We start from the raw sequence: 18,136 nt of genomic DNA, 5'->3' as shown, positions 1-18,136 counted from the left end.
GACTGCCAGGCAGTCGCGTCGTTTATTCTACACCGACATTGTAAACCCGGGCTCAATTAATCCACGCGCAGCACACGTGTGGTATTGGTGGTGCCAGTGGCGCCCATCACATCGCCCTGCGTTACAATGACCAGATCGCCAGAGACCAGGAAGCCTTTGTCGCGCAGCAGGTTAACCGCATCGTGTGCAGCAGCCACACCGTCGTTATTGCTGTCGAAGAACACCGGCGTTACGCCGCGATAGAGCGCGGTGAGATTCAGTGTGCGTTCATGGCGTGACATGGCAAAAATCGGCAGGCCTGAGGTGATACGTGAGGTCATCAGCGGGGTACGGCCCGACTCGGTCATGGTGATGATCGCGGTAACGCCCTGCAGGTGGTTCGCTGCGTACATGGATGACATAGCAATCGCTTCTTCGACATTGTCGAACTGCACGTCCAGACGATGCTTGGAGACGTTGACGCTCGGGATCTTCTCCGCGCCCAGGCAGACCTTCGCCATCGCGGAGACAGTTTCAGCCGGATACTGACCCGCTGCGGTTTCCGCAGAGAGCATCACGGCATCGGTGCCATCCAGCACGGCGTTCGCCACGTCCATCACTTCTGCGCGGGTCGGCATCGGGTTAGTGATCATCGACTCCATCATCTGCGTCGCGGTAATGATGGTGCGGTTAAGCTGGCGGGCACGACGAATCAATGCTTTCTGAATGCCGACCAGTTCCGGATCGCCAATCTCAACGCCCAGATCGCCACGCGCCACCATCACCACATCAGAGGCCAGAATGATGTCATCCATCGCTTCCTGGCTGGCGACCGCTTCAGCACGTTCCACTTTTGCGACCAGTTTGGCGTCACAACCCGCTTCGCGCGCCAGACGACGTGCCAGATTCATATCTTCACCACAGCGTGGGAAAGAGACGGCCAGATAGTCGACGCGGATTTTGGCGGCAGTGATGATATCCGCTTTATCTTTTTCGGTCAGCGCTTCAGCTGAGAGTCCGCCGCCCAGTTTGTTAATGCCTTTGTTGTTCGACAGCGGGCCACCCACGGTGACTTCTGTGAACACTTTCATGTCCTGAACTTCCAGCACTTTCAGCTGCACGCGACCATCATCCAGCAGCAGGATATCGCCCGGCACCACATCTGCCGGCAGGCCTTTGTAGTCGATACCGACGCGTTCTTTATCGCCTTCGCCTTTACCCAGATTGGCATCCAGCAGGAAGCGGTCGCCGATATTCAGGAAAACTTTGCCTTCTTTGAAGGTTGAAACACGAATTTTTGGACCCTGGAGGTCACCGAGGATGGCCACGTGGCGACCCAGTTTTGCGGCAATCTCGCGCACTTTATCGGCACGTAGCTGGTGATCTTCTGGCGTGCCGTGAGAGAAGTTGAGTCGTACAACGTTCGCGCCGGCAGCGATGATTCTTTCTAAATTATTATCACGATCGGTGGCCGGGCCGAGGGTTGTAACGATTTTGGTTCTTCTGAGACGTCTTGACATCGAGGACTCCGTAAACATTTAAGCGTGCCCTGGTCTGTGGACACAGCATGGTTATCTATTCTATATGATCGACGGGTTGTGATACGACTCACATTGTAAATGTGATGTTAATTTTTTTGCTGATCATCCTTTTCCCGAATGGTGTGCTTTTCGTAACGCGACGCTTTCAACGCCTCTTTCACGCGTTTCAGGTTTTCCCGGAAGGGCGCACCCCGTTCCAGGGTAAAACCGGTCGCCAACACATCGATCACGGTCAACTGCGCCAGGCGCGATACCATCGGCAAATAGATATCCGTATCTTCCGGTACATCAAGCACTAAAGCTATCGCTGCTTCATGGGCAAGGGGAGAATCGGCAGAGGTGATGGCTATAACGGTGGAACCGTTTACACGGGCCAGGCGAGCCAGTTCTACCATATTTTTTGTGCGTCCAGTATGCGAAATGAGAACAAAAACGTCACCGGCTCGACTATTTATGCAACTCATGCGCTGGATCACAATATCGTCTGACCAGATGACCGGCAGATTAAAGCGCAGAAATTTGGTAAAGGCGTCATGCGCCACCACAGCGGAAGCCCCCAGCCCGAAAAAGGCAAGTTTGTCAGCCTGAGTAATCAGGGTGACGGCCTGCTGCAGTTGGGCGCTATCCAGTTGATCCCGCACTCGCTGCAGCCCTGCCAGCGCCGAGTCAAAGATTTTGTGGCTGTAGTTCACCACACTGTCATCGTCCTCCACGCCCCGGCTGACCCAGTTGCTGCTTTTCACCAGGCTCTGCGCCAGTTGCAGCTTAAAGTCGGGAAAGCCGCGCGCGCCCAGTCGATGACAGAAGCGATTCACCGTGGGTTCGCTGACGCACGCTTCGCGCGCCAGGGTCGCAATGCTGGAGTGCATCGCCGCCTGCGGCGCAGCCAGAATCTGCCGGGCGACTTTCTGTTCCGCATTGCTGAGCGCGGCGAACTGCGCCTCAATTTTTTCCAGCATATTCATAAGCCGATGACCATAATCACTTTTACCAATTTCAATTATCCCTGTCGTCAGAGTCGATTAACAGAGACTATATCGTGTCAGCACCTGCCAGGCGCAACGGCGGACAAGTCGATTGCCCTTTTTTTTGGGATACTTTGACCGGTGCCTGATTTTCCTGACACCAACAGACACAGAAAAAACCGGCAATACGCACGTGTCATCACACGCGCTTAGCACATCCGGTACAGAGTTAATGCGGTTGACCCGGCGAGTCGGTTTACCTGGCGCGGGGAAAAAAGTACATTGTGCTCAAAGAAAATAATAACCTGGACCCGGTGGCAGAGGATGCATCACCACCGGACTATCCTGCAACGAGGAGAGGAAAATGGCGGTAACACAAACAGCCCAGGCATGCGATCTGGTGATTTTCGGTGCCAAAGGCGATCTTGCACGCCGTAAACTGTTGCCTTCACTGTACCAGTTAGAGAAAGCGGGGCAGATCCACGAGGAAACCCGCATTATTGGTGTCGGCCGTGCCGAGTGGGATAAAGCGGAATACACCAAAGTGGTACGTGAAGCGCTGGAAACCTTCATGAAGGAGAAGATTGACGAAGCGCTGTGGGACAAACTCAGCAATCGTCTCGACTTCTGCAACCTCGATGTCAACGACACCACGCACTTCCCGAAACTGGGCAAGATGCTGGACCAGAAAAATCGCACCACCATCAACTACTTCGCCATGCCACCCAGCACCTTTGGCGCCATCTGTCAGGGTCTGGGCACCGCGAAGCTGAATGCTAAACCGGCGCGCGTAGTGATGGAGAAGCCGCTGGGCACCTCACTGGAAACCTCGCAGGAGATCAACGACAGCGTTGGTGAGTACTTTGATGAGAGCCAGGTGTTCCGTATTGACCACTATCTTGGCAAAGAGACCGTGCTTAACCTGCTGGCGCTGCGCTTTGCTAACTCTATCTTCGTGAATAACTGGGATAACCGCACCATCGACCACGTCCAGATTACCGTGGCCGAAGAAGTGGGTATCGAAGGCCGCTGGGGTTACTTCGATAAAGCGGGCCAGATGCGCGACATGATCCAGAACCACCTGCTGCAGATTCTGACCATGATCGCCATGTCGCCGCCGTCCGATCTCAGCGCCGACAGCATCCGTGACGAAAAAGTTAAAGTGCTGCGCTCGCTGCGCCGCATCGATCAGACCAACGTGCGTGAGAAAACCGTTCGCGGCCAGTACACCGCTGGCTTTGTGCAGGGCAAAAAAGTGCCAGGCTACCTGGAAGAAGAGGGTGCCAATAAGTCGAGCGCCACAGAGACCTTCGTGGCAATACGTGTCGATATCGACAACTGGCGCTGGGCGGGCGTGCCGTTCTACCTGCGCACCGGTAAGCGTTTGCCGACCAAGTGTTCAGAAGTCGTGGTCTACTTCAAAAACCCGGAAATGAACCTGTTTAAAGACTCCTACTCCGAGCTGCCGCAGAACAAGCTGACGATTCGTCTGCAGCCAGACGAAGGGGTGGATATTGAGATCCTGAACAAAGTGCCGGGCCTCGATCACAAGCACAAACTGCAGACCACCAAGCTGGATCTGAGCTATTCCGAGACCTTTAACCAGTCGCACCTTGCCGATGCTTACGAGCGTCTGCTGCTGGAGAGCATGCGCGGTATCCAGGCGCTGTTTGTGCGCCGCGATGAAGTGGAAGCCGCGTGGACCTATGTCGATTCCATTATCGACGCCTGGGCTGCGGATGGCGACTCTTCCAAGCCGTATCAGGCGGGCACCTGGGGCCCGGTGGCCTCAGTGGCGATGATTACCCGCGATGGCCGCTCGTGGAACGAGTTCGAATAACGAAAGTGATGATGAAGCCCGCAACGCGGGCTTTTTTTTCGCCCTTAATCCGGGCCAGCCAACACGAATAAAATTGAACTGCCGTTTCAAAATGGTCGCAGGATGATAGACGCTCAGGAAGCTGATCATGTATGGTAGTGACGCAATTTACAGGGCAGGAGCCGATGCTCCATGACCGGGTCGCAATCCCGGTGTTATCAAGCAAGGGGAACTGATGAAAAACTGGAAAACGAGTGCAGAACAGATTCTGACCACCGGACCTGTCGTGCCGGTCATCGTTGTGAACAAACTGGAACACGCCGTGCCGATGGCAAAAGCGCTGGTGGCAGGCGGTGTCAGAGTGCTGGAAGTGACGCTGCGCACGCCAGTGGCGATGGACGCTTTACGTGCGATGATCAAAGAAGTGCCGGATGCGATCGTTGGTGCGGGAACGGTGATTAATCCGCAGCAGTTACAGGAAGTGACCGATGCCGGTGCGCAGTTTGTGATCAGCCCTGGCGTCACCGAGTCGCTGCTGAGAGCGGCCGTTGAAGGGCCGGTGCCGTTGATTCCCGGCATCAGCACCGTTTCTGAGTTAATGACCGGTATGGACTACGGTCTGCGCGAGTTCAAGTTTTTCCCGGCAGAAGCGAACGGCGGCGTTAAAGCGCTGCAGGCGATTGGCGGACCCTTCCCACAGGTGCGATTCTGCCCGACCGGCGGCATCTCTCCGGCGAACTACCGTGACTATCTGGCGCTGAAAAGCGTGCTGTGCATCGGCGGTTCCTGGCTGGTGCCCAACGACGCGCTGGAAGCGGGCGACTGGGATCGCATCACCCGCCTGGCACGCGAAGCTGTTGAAGGCGCGAAGTAAGTTATGGCGGTGAGCGTCTGCTCACCGCACACGTTTATCCCTGAACCGTGACCGCTGCTGCGCTGGCAACGGCACGCGCAATCGCCTGATCGGTGCTGTCACCGCTGGCGAGCGCCACGCCCAGACGACGCTGACCGCTGATTTCCGGCTTGCCGAACAGGCGCAGTTGCAGACCGGCACCCAGCGCCGCTTCGACATTCACAAACTGCACATTCTGGCTGGTGAGTTGCGGCAGAATAACGGCGGACGCTGACGGACCATACTGGCGAATCGCGCCAATCGGCAGACCGAGAAACGCCCGCACGTGCAGCGCAAACTCTGACAGATCCTGCGAAATCAGCGTCACCATGCCGGTGTCGTGAGGACGCGGCGAAACTTCGCTGAATACCACCTCATCACCGCAGACAAACAGCTCAACGCCAAACAAACCATAGCCACCCAGCGCCTTAACCACCTGCGCGGCAACATCCTGCGCCCGTTGCAGCGCCACATCACTCATCTGCTGCGGCTGCCAGGATTCACGGTAATCGCCATCCTCCTGACGGTGACCAATCGGCGCACAGAAATGAATGCCATCGACTGCACTGATGGTCAGCAGGGTGATCTCGAAATCGAAGTCGACAACCCCTTCGACAATGACGCGTCCGGCACCCGCGCGGCCACCCTGTTGCGCATAGTCCCAGGCGTTATCGAGCTGGCTGGCATCGCGGATAAAGCTCTGGCCTTTGCCGGATGAACTCATCACCGGCTTCACAATGCAGGGAAAGCCGATTTCGGTAGCCGCCTCATCAAAGCGCGCCTTGCTATCGGCAAAGTGATAGCGGGAGGTCGGCAGAGAGAGCTCTTCAGCCGCCAGCCGACGAATGCCTTCGCGGTTCATGGTCAGCCGCGCGGCACGGGCAGTCGGTACCACGCGCTGGCCTTGCTGCTCCAGCTCAACCAGTGTCTCCGTGGCGATAGCTTCGATTTCCGGTACGACAAAATCAGGCTTCTCTTCAGCAATCAGCGCAGCCAGTGCCGCGCCATCCAGCATGTTAATCACATGGCTGCGATGGGCGACGTGCATCGCCGGGGCATCGGCGTAACGATCAACCGCAATCACTTCCACACCCAGACGCTGACACTCCAGCGCCACCTCTTTACCCAGTTCACCTGAACCCAATAGCATCACACGCGTTGCTGCCGGACGCAGCGCTGTTCCGAGAGTCGTCATTTCTTCACCTAAGCAGTCAAAATTCGCGCGCAAGTATAAACGAAAACGTTTGCGTTCTCATCTTTCGTCCATCTGACACGACCTTTTGCCTTACTTTTCCCGCTCTGACGTTTCCTGACATCCTTTTCGTCAGGATAGCGGACTGACATCTTAAAAGGAGTGGATGATGAATAACTGGTTGCAACAAATTCAGTCGGTACTGACGAAGAAGGGCGGTGAGGGCAAATCGGGCGGCGGCTTAAGCGACATGCTGGCGCCGGGTGCGCTGGGCGGCCTGGCCGGTATGCTGATTGCCAGTAAATCGTCGCGAAAACTGCTGACAAAATATGGCGGCAAGGCGCTGATTATCGGTGGCGGTGCGGCTGCGGGCGCGGTGTTATGGAACAAATACAAGCAGCGGGTCAGCGAAGCGCACCAGAATGAACCTGACTTTGGCGTGGCGCAGACGCCGGTTAACCTGCGGGCCGAACGTCTGGTGACGGCGCTGGTGTTTGCCGCCAAAAGCGACGGGCACATTGACGATCAGGAACGGGCAGCCATTGAGCAGAATATTCATCAGTCCGGTTACGGTCAGGAAGCGGAACAGCTGATCCAGAAAGCGATGAACCGCCCGCTGGATCCGCAGTGGCTGGCCGCCGATGTGAAAAACGAGGAGGAGGCGCTTGAGCTCTACTTCCTGAGCTGTGCCGCCATCGACGTTGATCACTTCATGGAGCGCAGCTATCTCTCCGCGCTGGGCGACGCGCTGAAAATCCCCCAGGATGTTCGCGACGGCATCCAGCAGGATCTTGAGGCTGAGAAAGCCCGTTTACCCGCCAGTTAATCCCTCTGATATTCCGCTGGCGGGTCACAGGATGTGATCCGCCAGCGGCTGCTTCTCAACCTATACCTGGCTTCCCGCTGCTGAAGTGTTACGCTTACAGATCATTACGTTCACGGAGACGGATGGATGAAAGCACCCATCGCAAAAAAAATACCCCATGAGATGACGCTGCACGGCGAGACGCGCGTTGACGACTACTACTGGCTGCGCGACGACAAGCGCGAAAACAGCGAGGTCCTTGATTACCTGCGTGCCGAAAACAACTACGGCAAAAAAATCATGTCGTCACAGCAGCCACTGCAGGACCGGGTATTAAAAGAGATTATCGATCGGCTGCCGCCTGAAGATCACTCAGTGCCCTATGTGAAAAATGGCTACCGTTATCAGAGCCGCTACCAGAGCGGTAACGAATACCCGGCCTATTACCGCCAGCCCGCCGCGAGCGATGAGTCTGGCGAGTGGAGCCTGCTGCTGGATGCCAACCAGCGCGCCTCGCACAGTGATTTCTATACCATGGGCGCGCTGCATATCAGTCCGGATAACCGGGTCATGGCGCTGGCTGAAGATTTCCTGTCTCGCCGGCAATATGGCATCCGCTTCCGTAACCTGAAGAGTGGCAGCTGGTACCCTGAAGTGCTGAGCAACGCCTCTTCCAGCTTCGCGTGGGGTAATGATTCGCGCACCCTCTACTATGTGCGAAAACACCCGCAGACGCTGCTTTCTTATCAGGTATGGCGACACGAACTGGGCACGCCGCAGTTCGACGATCAGCTGGTCTATGAAGAGCAGGATGACACTTATCATCTCAGCGTACATAAGACCACCTCCAAGCAGTTCATCATGATTGCCCTCTACAGCACCAACACCAGCGAAATTCAGCTGATTGATGCGAACTTCCCCGACGCGCAGCCGCATGTGTTTCTGCCGCGCCGCCGCGATCATGAGTACAGCATCGACCACTACGATCATCAGTTCTTCATTCGATCCAACCGGGAAGGCGAAAACTTCGGGCTTTACCGCAGCCGCTATCTGGACGAGTCACGCTGGGAAACCCTGATCCCGGCACGTGAACAGGTAGTGATGGAAGATTTTCAGCTGTTTCGGGACTGGCTGGTGGTCGAGGAGCGCCAGCGCGGCTTAACCAGCCTGCGGCAGATCAACTGGGCCAGCGGTGAAACCAGCGGCATCGCCTTTGACGACCCGACCTATGTGACCTGGCTGGCCTACAATCCGACGCCGCGTACCAGCAAACTGCGCTACGGATATTCATCGATGACCACGCCGACCACGCTGTTTGAACTGGATATGGATACCGGCGAACGCCGCATCCTGAAGCAGAGCGCGGTGAAAGGCTTTAACGCGGAAGATTACAAAAGCGAACATCACTGGATCAAAGTCAGCGATGGCACCGAAGTGCCGGTATCGCTGGTCTATCACCGCAAACACTATCAGCCCGGTCAGAATCCGATGCTGGTGTATGGCTACGGTGCCTACGGCAGCAGTATGGATGCCGATTTCAGCGTCAGCCGCCTGAGCCTGCTGGATCGCGGATTTGTCTATGCGCTGATACAGGTGCGCGGCGGCGGTGAGCTGGGGCAGCAATGGTATGACGGCGGTCGCCTGCTGAACAAAATGAACAGCTTCACCGATTTTATCGATGTCACTAACGCGCTGGTGGCGCGTGGCATCGGACACCCGGAACGACTCTATGCCATGGGTGGCAGCGCGGGTGGCTTGCTCATGGGCGGAGTAATTAACCTGGCACCGCAGCGGTTCCACGGCGTGGTTGCCCAGGTGCCGTTTGTGGATGTGGTGACCACGATGCTGGATGAGTCGATTCCGCTGACCACTGGCGAGTATGACGAGTGGGGCAACCCTAATGATCCTGAGTACTACCGTTATATCCGCCAGTACAGCCCTTATGACAACATCGAGGCGAAAGCCTATCCCCACCTGCTGGTCACCACCGGCCTGCATGATTCGCAGGTGCAATACTGGGAACCAGCCAAGTGGGTGGCGAAGCTGAGATCGATGAAAACCGACAATAACCTGCTGCTGCTCTGCACCGACATGGATGCGGGTCACGGCGGCAAGTCGGGGCGCTACAAAGCCTATGAAGGGATCGCGATGGAATACACCTTCCTGCTGGGGCTGGCGCAGGGCACCTTACCGCCAGCCCAGTATTACTGAGATTCGGTCAGGTACTTACGCAGCGCCTGCCGCAATGGCGGGCGCAGATCGCTGACGTTATCCAGCATCCACTTCAGATAGCCCGGATCCTTGCGCGCGACCACCGCGATCGCCTGGCCGCGGTATTTGCCAAAGGGCAGAACGTCGTCGCGCTGGGCTGCCGGTTGTGACCGCACAATCATCTCGGAGGCACTCCAGCCGGAGGTCTCCATAATACGAATCAGCAGCGCCGCCGTAACATAGCAATCATAGAGCGCGCGGTGGGCATGCAGGTCGGCGGGCGGCGTGACATCCAGCTTCAGCGAATGACGCAGTGCCTGATTGCCATATTTAATGCCCGGCCAGAGCTGACGCGCCAGCTGCATGGTGCAGATCCACTCTCCGTACATCTCCGGCAGCATCCGGCGATCAAAGCTGGCGTTGTGCGCCACGTAAAAAGCACTGCCGTGATAGCGCGGGATCGCCTCTTCAATGGTCGGCTTACCGGCGACCATCGCTTCGGTGATGCGATGCACGGCCATCGCCTGACGGCTGATAGGGCGATCGGGCAGGGTGAGATCGCTCATCGGATTCACAATCTGACCGTTGACCACATCCACGGACGCCACTTCGACTACGCCACCCTGCAGACCGCAGGTTTCGGTATCAATAACGCGAAATATCATTGCTTCATCTTCGGTTCATAAGGAAGGCGCGACAGGCTGAGCGACGCCTGGCGGTAATGCATCAGACGCTGACGAAACCAGTCACGCAGCGCTTCGGGCTGCTCCTGCGCCACCATTTCGGCGACGATCGGCATGTTATAGCGCTCTTTAAACGCCACACCCGCTGCCGCCAAATCGACATTAATTTTGTCTTTCTCTTCCTGGGACAGCAGGGCAAGGTTATGGCTCATAATATTCTCCTGACGATAGCGGGCAAAAGTAATGTTTTCGGCGGTCTGAATCAAGGATAAAGGATCGCATCGCTGGCCTCGACAGTGCAAATACAGCAGCGTATCCTTTTGCCACGTTTATCGCCCTGGCGGCGGTTAAAAGGATGATCTTATGCATAAAAAACTGATTTCCCGCATGGTTATTGCGCTGGCGGCAGCCGGACTGATGACATTCAGTTCGCTGGCAGCGGCGCATGCGCATCTCCAGTCTTCTATCCCTGCGGCCAAAGCGCAGGTAACGACATCCACCGATGCGCTGACGCTGAACTTCAGTGAAGATATTGAAGCGGCATTCAGCGGCGTCACGCTGCTGGATAGTAAACAGAAGCCTGTCGCCACCGCTAAAGCCCGCGTTGAATCTGGCCAGAAAAACCGGCTGATTGTGGGCCTGTCTCAGCCGCTGCAAGCGGGCAGCTATCAGGTTAACTGGCATGTGCTGTCGGTGGATGGGCATAAAACCGCAGGAAGCTATCGCTTTAGCGTGAAGTAACGCCGGTGACCACCCTCTGGATCCTGTTACGCGCGCTGCATTTTGCCGCCGTGATGCTGCTGACCGGCAGCGCCTGTTACAGTGCGCTGCTGGCACCCGGACGCTATCGACCCCTGCTGGCGCGACGATTAAACCCGCTGGTGAAAGGGAGCGCCTGGCTGGCGCTGCTGAGTGCGCTGGCGATGCTGGCCTGCCAGAATGTGTTGATGAGCGGCGACAGCGCCAATCTGGCCGATGTCGATATCTGGCTGGCGGTGATTGGCACGCACTTCGGTGGCGTGTGGCTGTGGGAAATCCTGTTTAGCCTGCTGGCCGTTGCCGGTTTGTTACTGACCGGGCGGCTGCGTCAGCAGGTGTTACTGCTGGCGGGCGTGCTGCAACTGGCCTGCATGGCTCTGATTGGTCATGCCGCGATGCGCGATGGCTGGCCGGGATTGTTTCAGCAGCTCAATCATGCACTGCATCTGATTGCCGCGGCGTTCTGGACGGGCGGATTACTGCCTCTGTTGCTGTTGATGCGGGAGGCGCGCCAGATCGATCGCCGCACCGACGCTATCCGCACCATGATGCGCTTTTCGCGCTATGGTCATCTGGCGGTGGCGTTAACGCTGCTGAGCGGCCTGATAAACAGCGTGATGATCGCGGGCTGGACGCTGACGTGGCACGATTCACGCTACATTGTATTGTTGCTGTGTAAAGTGCTGCTGGTTGCCCTGATGGTGCTGGTGGCGCTGATTAACCGATACTGGCTGGTGCCGCGATTCCGCCTGGCGGGCAGCGGGACGCAGCAAAAATTTATTCGCATGACGCAGCTTGAACTGCTGCTGGCGTGTGGAGTGGTTGGGCTGGTCAGCGTATTTGCCACGCTGTCGCCAGCCTGAATGTGGTTTAAGAGAGAAAAGGGTAGTTATGTTGCTGAAGAAAGTGATCCCCGCAATCCTGTTGTTATCCGTATGCGGCCAGGCGCTGGCGGCACAAATCATTACCGTCAGCCGCTTTGAGATCGGTAAAGAGAAGTGGCCGTTTAACCGTGAAGAGGTGATGCTGACCTGCGAGAAAGATGGTGCGATGTTTGCCATCAATCCGAGCACGCTGATGACATACCCCCTGAACGATATCGCCGACACACTGTTCAAAAACAAACAGGTGAAAGCGCAGCCGATCAGCGTGATTCAGGCCGAAGACAAAGCGCATCCGGGCCAGATGATGAGTCTGCAGCCGATTGTTGAGCGCACCCAGGCGCTGTGCGGTAAATAAACCTGTCGGGTGCAGCACCGCGCTGCGCCCAACCCCTCTTTTTTGCCGTTGCGATCACAAACTGATCCGGTTTATGGTCCTGCGCCTCCCGTTTGCTGGCAATTCCACCGTGCTGTTCTAATGTTAAATGGCAAGGCGACATCGCCTTCATAAATGCCAACTTTTAGCGCACGGCTCCTTGAGAGCCATTTCCCTGGACCGAATATAGGAATCGTATTCGGTCTTTTTTTGGTTGGCATTTAAAAACAGTAACTTACAATATAATCAATCATTTAAGCCCAACCCTGTTACCTTCTGTTCTACTCTGCTGGACTCTGAGTCGCCACTTTGTCGCCACTTTTCTTCGCCATCAACGCCAGCGGATTACAACGAATTGCATCCTCAAGATGGTCGGGCGCGAAGTGCGCATAACGCATCGTCACCCTGATGTCGGAATGCCCGAGAATACGCTGCAGTACTATGATATTTCCCCCGGCCATCATAAAGTGACTGGCAAAGCTATGGCGCAGTACATGGCTCATCTGGCCTTCTGGTAATTCAATGCCGGCCAGGCGAATGACCCGATAAAACTGGCGATAGCACTCTGCAAAAAAACGGCCTTCTTTGTCTTTTAATTCGTTATACAGGGCGTTATCGATGGGTACTGAGCGGTTCTTTTTGCCTTTGGTATTGATGAAGGTGATTTTGTTTGGAGACAATTGTGAGGCTTTAAGATTCGCGGCTTCACTCCACCGGCACCCGGTTGAAAGGCAGATTTTGATAATCAGCGTCAGATCAGGGTTATCGTGAACTTTGCAGGCAGCAAACAGCTTTTGTATCTGGGCTTCAGTTAACCATGCCATTTCTTTTTCTGGCTGATCAAACTCCCGTATATTTTTAAGTGGGTTGGGGTAGCTGATTTCGCCAAGCCGTTCCAGCTCATTGAAAAGAGCGCGAAGGAATGCATGTTCACAGTTAATGGTACCCGGTGAGACCTTTAACGATTTATCACTGGTTTTGTATCCATTCTGTATGAGGCCCTGTAAACGCCGATCCCGATAATGTGCCCAATCCTTCGAAGTGATAGAGGCAGCAATGGGGTTCCCCATGCCATTGCAAATAATATTGAGTTTGCCGAGTCGGCCTTTTCTGTCACTTAGCGAGCAACCGTGCAGTTTGTACCATAGCTCGATAAGTTCGCTAAGCTTGCGGTTATCCTCTTTCTCAGCCAGCCAGGGTTTAGCCTTCATTTCGTCCTGAGTGTATTGCTCAAAGGCAATGGCTTCGGCACGGGTCCTGAACTGTCGTCTCACTCGTTTACCATCCCTTCCATTGAGATAGCACTCGCAGAGCCACTTACCTGTATTTAATTTCCTTATTGCCATGCAGTCCCCCTTGATAAAAGGGGATTAAATTACTGTATATAAAAAACAGTATTCAATGTTTGATTATGGATTTTCAAACATGAAAAAGCCCGCTAAGCGGGCTAAATTAATGCAGAAGGGAAGCTTGCTGTTGGCTGGTGTAGAGTGGCACCTTATTGATTTGCCCAGGCGAGACAATCATTCCAGTCACGGTCTCGTGCGTTTTGAATGTGCAGCTGCAATTAATATTCTGGCACTGGTGATAACGTTCTTTTGTTTCTTTTGAAACATAGCGGCTGCTTTTTGCGTGGGCTGCTGTCTGGCATAAAGGGCAGTGCATCATCATCAATATCCTCAAAAAGGGCAGGGGAGAGCCACTTAGTTTGAATATGCAAATCGTGTTTTGCAAATTACACCCGAATTAAGCAGTTTCCGTTTCACCCTCTGTTTCTGACTGATATTCAATATCTGAAAGCAGAACTTCAAACTCAAGCGTGGTTGTATACCCGCTGCCGCTCAGACTATGCGTCACCTTACTGATAATCCACGGCTGCGCATCGATCACTGATTTAAAGCCGCTCACCCTGACCGGCGTCTCCGGGTACAGGTCGGCGCGGCCCATTGCGAGCGTGAGCGAGAACTCAGCGACGCCGCGCTGCAGCTTATCCCATTTCGCTTTAGCCGCCCGCATCGCGGCCGCTTTCGTCGCATACACGGTCGTCAGGGTGAATATGTTGTCTTCCGTGCCAGCCAGATAATCACCCTCTCTGGCCTCCGGCGTCTTGGTCGCGGTCGCCTTTTTCTTCTTCGCCGCCGGGTGCTCCAGCGCGCGCAGATGCTTTTCTTTCGGCTTGCGCTTTATCTTAACTTTCTTAGGCTTAGGGTCTTTGGTATGCAGCCAGCTTGCCGAGACGCCGGTGTATGCGCCACGGTCGGCAACGCTGAAGCTGTGCCGGTCGCCATCCTGCCGCGTAATCGTCATCTGCGGGATTGGCTTGCCGCTGGCGGTGACGCCGTTACCGGGCCGGATAAACAGAAGCCGCCCAGCCTTTACTGCCGCAACAGCGCCATAAAGCGTGGCGAGCCGCGTCAGGAATTTAGCGTCAGTCTCCTGCGTCTGGTCAATGTGAGCCACGGCAATTCCGGCGAACCCATCAGCCAGCATGGGCTTTAAGTTATTGCGCGCGGCTATCTGCGTCACGACTTCCCCCAGTGTGGTGTCGTGATAGGACACCTCCCGGCGGGAATTGAGCGAGCCACGGAAATCAGCACTGCGGGCGCGGATTGTCATGGTGTCCGGCACGCCGTGGTGCTCTACCTCATCCACCGTGAAATTACCTTTGCCGAAAAGCGTCTGGCCTTTCCAGCCGAGAAACAGCGTTATCACTGCGCCGCGTACCGGCATAGCCAGCTGGCCGTCGGCGTCGTCCAGCTCAATGTCCAGCTGGTCAGCCTCAAAGCCGCGATTATCGGTCAGCGTCATCGAGATAAGGCGATCACGGATGTTGGTTGTGACATCCTTAGAGTTAACCTTCAGCATGAAATCAGGCGTCAGCTGCGCCCCTGCCTGCACCGGCAGGCTGCTTATCCCGATCATCCGAACAGCCCCCCTGCAGAAGAAAGCAGGCTACCGGCCGCCGACTTCACGCCGTCGATTGCTGACGTGAGCTGCCCTGGCAGATTCGTAGATCCGCTGATAAGCCCGTCAGCCTGTTTCTTCAGATCGCCGAACATCGAGGTGAGCGACTCATCAACGCGCTTCAGGCTCAGAGTAAACATGATTTTACTGGCCGTCCCGTTGGGGTAAAACTCGCTGAAGGTGTTAGAAATACTCTCGATCACGTACATGCCGTAAATCATGCCGCTGCCGCCAATCAGCGGCCATGCCATCCCCTCGTCGGCCATCAGGCGGACGGTCATCAGCGACACCGAGCCGCCTGTGATTTCCGGGCGCAGCTCCCCGGATAGCGTGATTTTTTCATCGCCCGGCCCGATAAACTGCGCCGCCGGACGCTGCCCGAACCGGCTGTTAGTGGGCCAGCGGTAGTCGATATTCTGCTGCATATCCCCGTAAGGCAGGGTCTGTCGCATAAACGGCATCATGCCGTAAATCATCATCATCGTTTAATCCTCCCAGCCCATTTTGCTGCGGTTCTGCGCCTGGCGGTTGCGCTGCTCTTTTGCCTGGTGCTGCGCCATCAGCGCCATTGCGTCGTCTTTGGTCATACCCTCATGCATGTTGATTTCATACTGATAAGTATTCTGGCTGCGGTCAGTGAATCCGCCCCCGGCTGACGGGGCTGAAACCGGGCGGTAAGGCGCGCCACCATAGGCGATGTTGTATTGCAGCCCGCCGGTATCTGCGCCCGCGCCTCCGGTTGCTACCGGATCCGGGGACGGGACTTTGTCTTTGAGGCCATCGGATTTCGTGTCGATAATGCCGAGCTTAGCCAGCACCCAGTTGATGCCGCCCATAAGCTGATCGAGCGCGTGGCTCGGGATTTTCAGCGCCTCAGCCAGCATGTTGCCGAACTTCTTACCCATGTCTCCGGCGGCGGCAAGTTCGGTCTGCGTGGATTTCACCGGCTCCAGCAGCTTGCCGAACCAGTCCCACAGCTCTTTGACCTTGCCGCCTACCCACTCAAAAACCGGCTTCAGCGAACCGAAGGAATCACTGATCGGCCCCATCGCTGCGGTAAACCCTTCGGCCATGCCTGCTATAAAGGCGCTGATAGGCTCCCAGTATTTGCGCACCAGTAGCGCCCCGGCCACGATTGCCGCCACAACGGCCACCACCGGCAGCGTGATAGCGCCGAGCGCGGCCGTAATAGCTCCGCCAGCGATGCTGAATGCCGTGCCGAGAAACCCCGCACCGGCAATCAGGGTATTCACGCCCGCAATTAACGGCCAGGCTACCAGCCCGATTGCGCCCAGCGCCCCGGCCAGCATCAGCCCGCCCATTACCACTTTTGCTATACCGCCTGCCAGCGCAGGGTTAGCTTTAATCCAGTTATCAACCGTCAGCAGCAGTGCCGCCGTGTCCTGGGTAAGTGCGCGCAGGCTGCCGTCGTTCTGATCAAAGAGATCGGTGCCAATAGCCTCATAAGCAGACTGCAGCTCTTTCAGGTCGCCGCCGAGATTATCCTGCATGACCTGGACCAGCTCGGCCGTTTTACCATCAGAGGCTTTAAACGTGGCGGTCAGCTGATCGAGCTTACCGGTTGAGGCGGCGGTCATCAGCACGGCGGCCGATGAGCTGGCCTCCTCGCCGAATATGGTTTTCATATACTCGGCGCGCTGACCTGTTCCCAGCTTGTGTCTATCAAAACTCGCCTGCATTTCTTTCAGGATGGTGAATATCGGGCGGGTATTTCCTTTGCCGTCTGCCGTTTTAATCCCCAGCTCTTTGATAGCCTTGAATGATTCGCCGGTAGGAGCCTGCAGCCTGCTCAGTACGGCGCGGCTTCCCGTACCGGCCATTGAGCCGGTTATTTTGGCATCGTGCAGAGCGCCGACCATCGCCGCCGCCTGCTCGATGCTGACACCTGCGTTTTTCGCTACCGGGGCGACGTAGGTCAGCGAGTCGCTGAGCCCGTCAAAGTCAGCGGCCGTTTTATTCATGGTCATCGACAGCACGTCGCCGATGTGTGCCACCTTATCGTTTGAAAGCTGGAAGGCTGACTTCATCCCCATCAGCAGCCCGGCGTTTTCCTCCATCGTGCGCTTGTTTGCCAGCGCCATGTTGAGCGTAACCGGCGTAACGGCCTGTACGGCAGTGGCATCACCGCCGCCTTTGGCGATAACGATTTGCGCGCCTGCGGCATCATCGGCAGAGGCGGCGGTTGTATCACCCAGCTGACGCGCCTGCGCACGCAGGGCTTTCATTTCCGGCGATTCTTTCCCCACGCCGAGCACGGCCTGCAGCTCGGAATTTTTCTGTGCAAAATCAAACCCCGGCATCAGCAGCGAGGTTGCTGCCATGCCGCCAACCGTGGCAGCACCGATACCGGCCGCGCCCATGTTCCGCACCTTGCCTGACAGCTCCTGCCCTTTGCGATAGCGTTCGCTGGTCTGGTTCAGCCGCTCCTGCTGCGCATTCAGCCGCTGCAGCTCCATTTTCTGCCGACTCAGACTGACGGTTGCCTGCGCTGAGGCGGATTTCAGGCGCTGCTGCTCGCTGCTCAGGGTTTTAGTGGAAATCCCCGCCGCGTTAAGCGCCTCGCGCTGCTGCTGCACCGAAAGGCGCAGGCTGTTGGACTTCGTCTGCAGCTCCGACGCTGCCTGGCGGGCCTTTTCCAGTGCGCGGGCCTGCTGTGTTGTCGGGCGCTCCGTGTTTTTAAACTGCACGGCCAGCGCCGCTACCTCCTGTTTTGCATCTTTGAGGCTCTGCTGCGTGACGGCCAGCTGCGCACTGGCCTTGCGGAAGCCATCAATTTTCCCCGCCTGTGCATCCAGCTCCTTAATCGTCGTCTGCGTCTGGCGTATGTCAGATGACAGATTTTTGGCAGCGGTCTGTACGGCTTTGAAGGGGCGCGAGGCTTTGTCTACAGCATTCAGCAGCACCTGAACCTTGAGGTTATTGCTCATCCGTAGTTGCTCCGCTGCGGATAAAGGCTTTATGCCGCCAGCCCATCAGCTCGGCCAGCGGCATGTCGTACATCTCGGAAGGTTGCCAGTGAAATATCGTGGCAATGTCGGCCATCAGGTC

General features: G+C 56.3%; 18 protein-coding genes. 7 read left to right on the top strand and 11 right to left on the bottom strand.

Annotated elements, in window-relative coordinates; genetic code table 11:
* Positions 1-56: 56 nt before the first annotated feature.
* Positions 57-1,499, bottom strand: coding sequence for a pyruvate kinase (pyk, locus tag AFL22_RS00680; RefSeq protein WP_052270582.1), 1,443 nt, complete (start codon positions 1,497-1,499; stop codon positions 57-59).
* 107 nt (positions 1,500-1,606) lie between these two features.
* A complete protein-coding gene (locus AFL22_RS00675) occupies positions 1,607-2,485 on the bottom strand; it encodes a MurR/RpiR family transcriptional regulator (RefSeq protein WP_197276772.1) in 879 nt (292 codons plus the stop codon).
* Positions 2,486-2,849: 364 nt separating this feature from the next.
* Between AFL22_RS00675 and zwf the strand changes: the two genes are divergently transcribed.
* Together zwf and AFL22_RS00665 are read left to right on the top strand one after the other, a co-directional pair.
* A complete protein-coding gene (gene zwf / locus AFL22_RS00670) occupies positions 2,850-4,325 on the top strand; it encodes a glucose-6-phosphate dehydrogenase (RefSeq protein ID WP_010258671.1) in 1,476 nt (491 codons plus the stop codon).
* A 214-nt stretch (positions 4,326-4,539) separates the two neighbouring features.
* Complete coding sequence (locus AFL22_RS00665; RefSeq protein ID WP_031591424.1) at positions 4,540-5,178, top strand: bifunctional 4-hydroxy-2-oxoglutarate aldolase/2-dehydro-3-deoxy-phosphogluconate aldolase; 639 nt, start codon at positions 4,540-4,542, stop codon at positions 5,176-5,178.
* Between the two features lie 34 nt (positions 5,179-5,212).
* Here AFL22_RS00665 and purT read toward each other — a convergent pair whose 3' ends face one another.
* A complete protein-coding gene (gene purT, locus AFL22_RS00660; RefSeq protein WP_052270690.1) occupies positions 5,213-6,391 on the bottom strand; it encodes a formate-dependent phosphoribosylglycinamide formyltransferase in 1,179 nt (392 codons plus the stop codon).
* A gap of 166 nt (positions 6,392-6,557) precedes the next feature.
* Here purT and AFL22_RS00655 point away from each other — a divergent pair, with 166 nt between their 5' ends.
* Both AFL22_RS00655 and AFL22_RS00650 read left to right on the top strand, forming a co-directional pair.
* Positions 6,558-7,214 (top strand): DUF533 domain-containing protein, encoded by a 657-nt coding sequence (locus tag AFL22_RS00655; RefSeq protein WP_010258682.1) that lies wholly within the window; start codon positions 6,558-6,560, stop codon positions 7,212-7,214.
* Between the two features lie 126 nt (positions 7,215-7,340).
* A complete protein-coding gene (locus AFL22_RS00650) occupies positions 7,341-9,404 on the top strand; it encodes a prolyl oligopeptidase family serine peptidase (RefSeq protein ID WP_052270581.1) in 2,064 nt (687 codons plus the stop codon).
* Here AFL22_RS00650 and exoX read toward each other — a convergent pair.
* Both exoX and AFL22_RS00640 read right to left on the bottom strand, forming a co-directional pair.
* Positions 9,398-10,069, bottom strand: coding sequence for an exodeoxyribonuclease X (gene exoX / locus AFL22_RS00645; protein WP_022625523.1), 672 nt, complete (start codon positions 10,067-10,069; stop codon positions 9,398-9,400). The genes AFL22_RS00650 and exoX overlap by 7 nt on opposite strands.
* The gene (locus AFL22_RS00640; RefSeq protein WP_010258692.1) at positions 10,066-10,299 is read right to left on the bottom strand and encodes a DNA polymerase III subunit theta; all 234 of its coding nucleotides are present in this window, start codon (positions 10,297-10,299) and stop codon (positions 10,066-10,068) included. Before AFL22_RS00640 ends, exoX begins: the two co-directional genes overlap by 4 nt.
* 151 nt (positions 10,300-10,450) lie before the next feature.
* On the opposite strand from AFL22_RS00640, the gene copC reads away from it, so the two are divergent.
* The 3 genes from copC to AFL22_RS00625 are packed head-to-tail and all read left to right on the top strand — an operon-like array spanning position 10,451 to position 12,085.
* Complete coding sequence (gene copC, locus AFL22_RS00635) at positions 10,451-10,828, top strand: copper homeostasis periplasmic binding protein CopC (RefSeq protein WP_052270580.1); 378 nt, start codon at positions 10,451-10,453, stop codon at positions 10,826-10,828.
* A gap of 5 nt (positions 10,829-10,833) precedes the next feature.
* Entirely contained in the window at positions 10,834-11,709 is an 876-nt protein-coding gene (gene copD / locus AFL22_RS00630) for a copper homeostasis membrane protein CopD (RefSeq protein WP_082239083.1), read from the top strand.
* Between the two features lie 28 nt (positions 11,710-11,737).
* Entirely contained in the window at positions 11,738-12,085 is a 348-nt protein-coding gene (locus tag AFL22_RS00625; protein WP_010670792.1) for a YebY family protein, read from the top strand.
* Positions 12,086-12,384: 299 nt separating this feature from the next.
* Here the strand turns inward: AFL22_RS00625 and AFL22_RS00620 are convergent, their stop codons facing one another.
* The 6 genes from AFL22_RS00620 to AFL22_RS23000 form a co-directional block, all read right to left on the bottom strand.
* The gene (locus AFL22_RS00620; protein WP_052270579.1) at positions 12,385-13,449 is read right to left on the bottom strand and encodes a tyrosine-type recombinase/integrase; all 1,065 of its coding nucleotides are present in this window, start codon (positions 13,447-13,449) and stop codon (positions 12,385-12,387) included.
* A gap of 106 nt (positions 13,450-13,555) precedes the next feature.
* Positions 13,556-13,771 carry an ogr/Delta-like zinc finger family protein gene (locus AFL22_RS23005; protein ID WP_072123795.1) on the bottom strand — a complete coding sequence of 72 codons (216 nt, stop codon included), beginning with the start codon at positions 13,769-13,771 and terminating at the stop codon, positions 13,556-13,558.
* Between the two features lie 78 nt (positions 13,772-13,849).
* The gene (locus AFL22_RS00610) at positions 13,850-15,025 is read right to left on the bottom strand and encodes a phage late control D family protein (RefSeq protein WP_052270577.1); all 1,176 of its coding nucleotides are present in this window, start codon (positions 15,023-15,025) and stop codon (positions 13,850-13,852) included.
* Positions 15,022-15,549 carry a phage tail protein gene (locus AFL22_RS00605; RefSeq protein ID WP_052270576.1) on the bottom strand — a complete coding sequence of 176 codons (528 nt, stop codon included), beginning with the start codon at positions 15,547-15,549 and terminating at the stop codon, positions 15,022-15,024. The genes AFL22_RS00610 and AFL22_RS00605 overlap by 4 nt, the downstream gene beginning before the upstream one ends.
* Before the next feature lie 3 nt (positions 15,550-15,552).
* The gene (locus tag AFL22_RS00600; protein WP_052270575.1) at positions 15,553-18,015 is read right to left on the bottom strand and encodes a phage tail tape measure protein; all 2,463 of its coding nucleotides are present in this window, start codon (positions 18,013-18,015) and stop codon (positions 15,553-15,555) included.
* A complete protein-coding gene (locus AFL22_RS23000) occupies positions 18,005-18,130 on the bottom strand; it encodes a GpE family phage tail protein (protein WP_072123791.1) in 126 nt (41 codons plus the stop codon). The genes AFL22_RS00600 and AFL22_RS23000 overlap by 11 nt, the downstream gene beginning before the upstream one ends.
* Positions 18,131-18,136 lie beyond the last annotated feature (6 nt).

The sequence above is a fragment of the Pantoea sp. CFSAN033090 genome (assembly GCF_001264395.1).
Taxonomy (GTDB): Bacteria; Pseudomonadota; Gammaproteobacteria; order Enterobacterales; family Enterobacteriaceae; genus Pantoea; species Pantoea agglomerans.
The sequence above is the reverse complement of the archived record's forward strand: the minus strand, read 5'-3'. Positions and strand labels throughout refer to the sequence as shown.

Coding starts and splice junctions, on each gene's coding strand:
- pyk (WP_052270582.1), bottom strand. CDS start 1,499: ATGTCAAGACGTCTCAGAAGAACCAAAATCGTTACAACCCTCGGCCCG.
- AFL22_RS00675 (WP_197276772.1), bottom strand. CDS start 2,485: ATGAATATGCTGGAAAAAATTGAGGCGCAGTTCGCCGCGCTCAGCAAT.
- zwf (WP_010258671.1), top strand. CDS start 2,850: ATGGCGGTAACACAAACAGCCCAGGCATGCGATCTGGTGATTTTCGGT.
- AFL22_RS00665 (WP_031591424.1), top strand. CDS start 4,540: ATGAAAAACTGGAAAACGAGTGCAGAACAGATTCTGACCACCGGACCT.
- purT (WP_052270690.1), bottom strand. CDS start 6,391: ATGACGACTCTCGGAACAGCGCTGCGTCCGGCAGCAACGCGTGTGATG.
- AFL22_RS00655 (WP_010258682.1), top strand. CDS start 6,558: ATGAATAACTGGTTGCAACAAATTCAGTCGGTACTGACGAAGAAGGGC.
- AFL22_RS00650 (WP_052270581.1), top strand. CDS start 7,341: ATGAAAGCACCCATCGCAAAAAAAATACCCCATGAGATGACGCTGCAC.
- exoX (WP_022625523.1), bottom strand. CDS start 10,069: ATGATATTTCGCGTTATTGATACCGAAACCTGCGGTCTGCAGGGTGGC.
- AFL22_RS00640 (WP_010258692.1), bottom strand. CDS start 10,299: ATGAGCCATAACCTTGCCCTGCTGTCCCAGGAAGAGAAAGACAAAATT.
- copC (WP_052270580.1), top strand. CDS start 10,451: ATGCATAAAAAACTGATTTCCCGCATGGTTATTGCGCTGGCGGCAGCC.
- AFL22_RS00625 (WP_010670792.1), top strand. CDS start 11,738: ATGTTGCTGAAGAAAGTGATCCCCGCAATCCTGTTGTTATCCGTATGC.
- AFL22_RS00620 (WP_052270579.1), bottom strand. CDS start 13,449: ATGGCAATAAGGAAATTAAATACAGGTAAGTGGCTCTGCGAGTGCTAT.
- AFL22_RS23005 (WP_072123795.1), bottom strand. CDS start 13,771: ATGATGCACTGCCCTTTATGCCAGACAGCAGCCCACGCAAAAAGCAGC.
- AFL22_RS00610 (WP_052270577.1), bottom strand. CDS start 15,025: ATGATCGGGATAAGCAGCCTGCCGGTGCAGGCAGGGGCGCAGCTGACG.
- AFL22_RS00605 (WP_052270576.1), bottom strand. CDS start 15,549: ATGATGATGATTTACGGCATGATGCCGTTTATGCGACAGACCCTGCCT.
- AFL22_RS00600 (WP_052270575.1), bottom strand. CDS start 18,015: ATGAGCAATAACCTCAAGGTTCAGGTGCTGCTGAATGCTGTAGACAAA.
- AFL22_RS23000 (WP_072123791.1), bottom strand. CDS start 18,130: ATGGCCGACATTGCCACGATATTTCACTGGCAACCTTCCGAGATGTAC.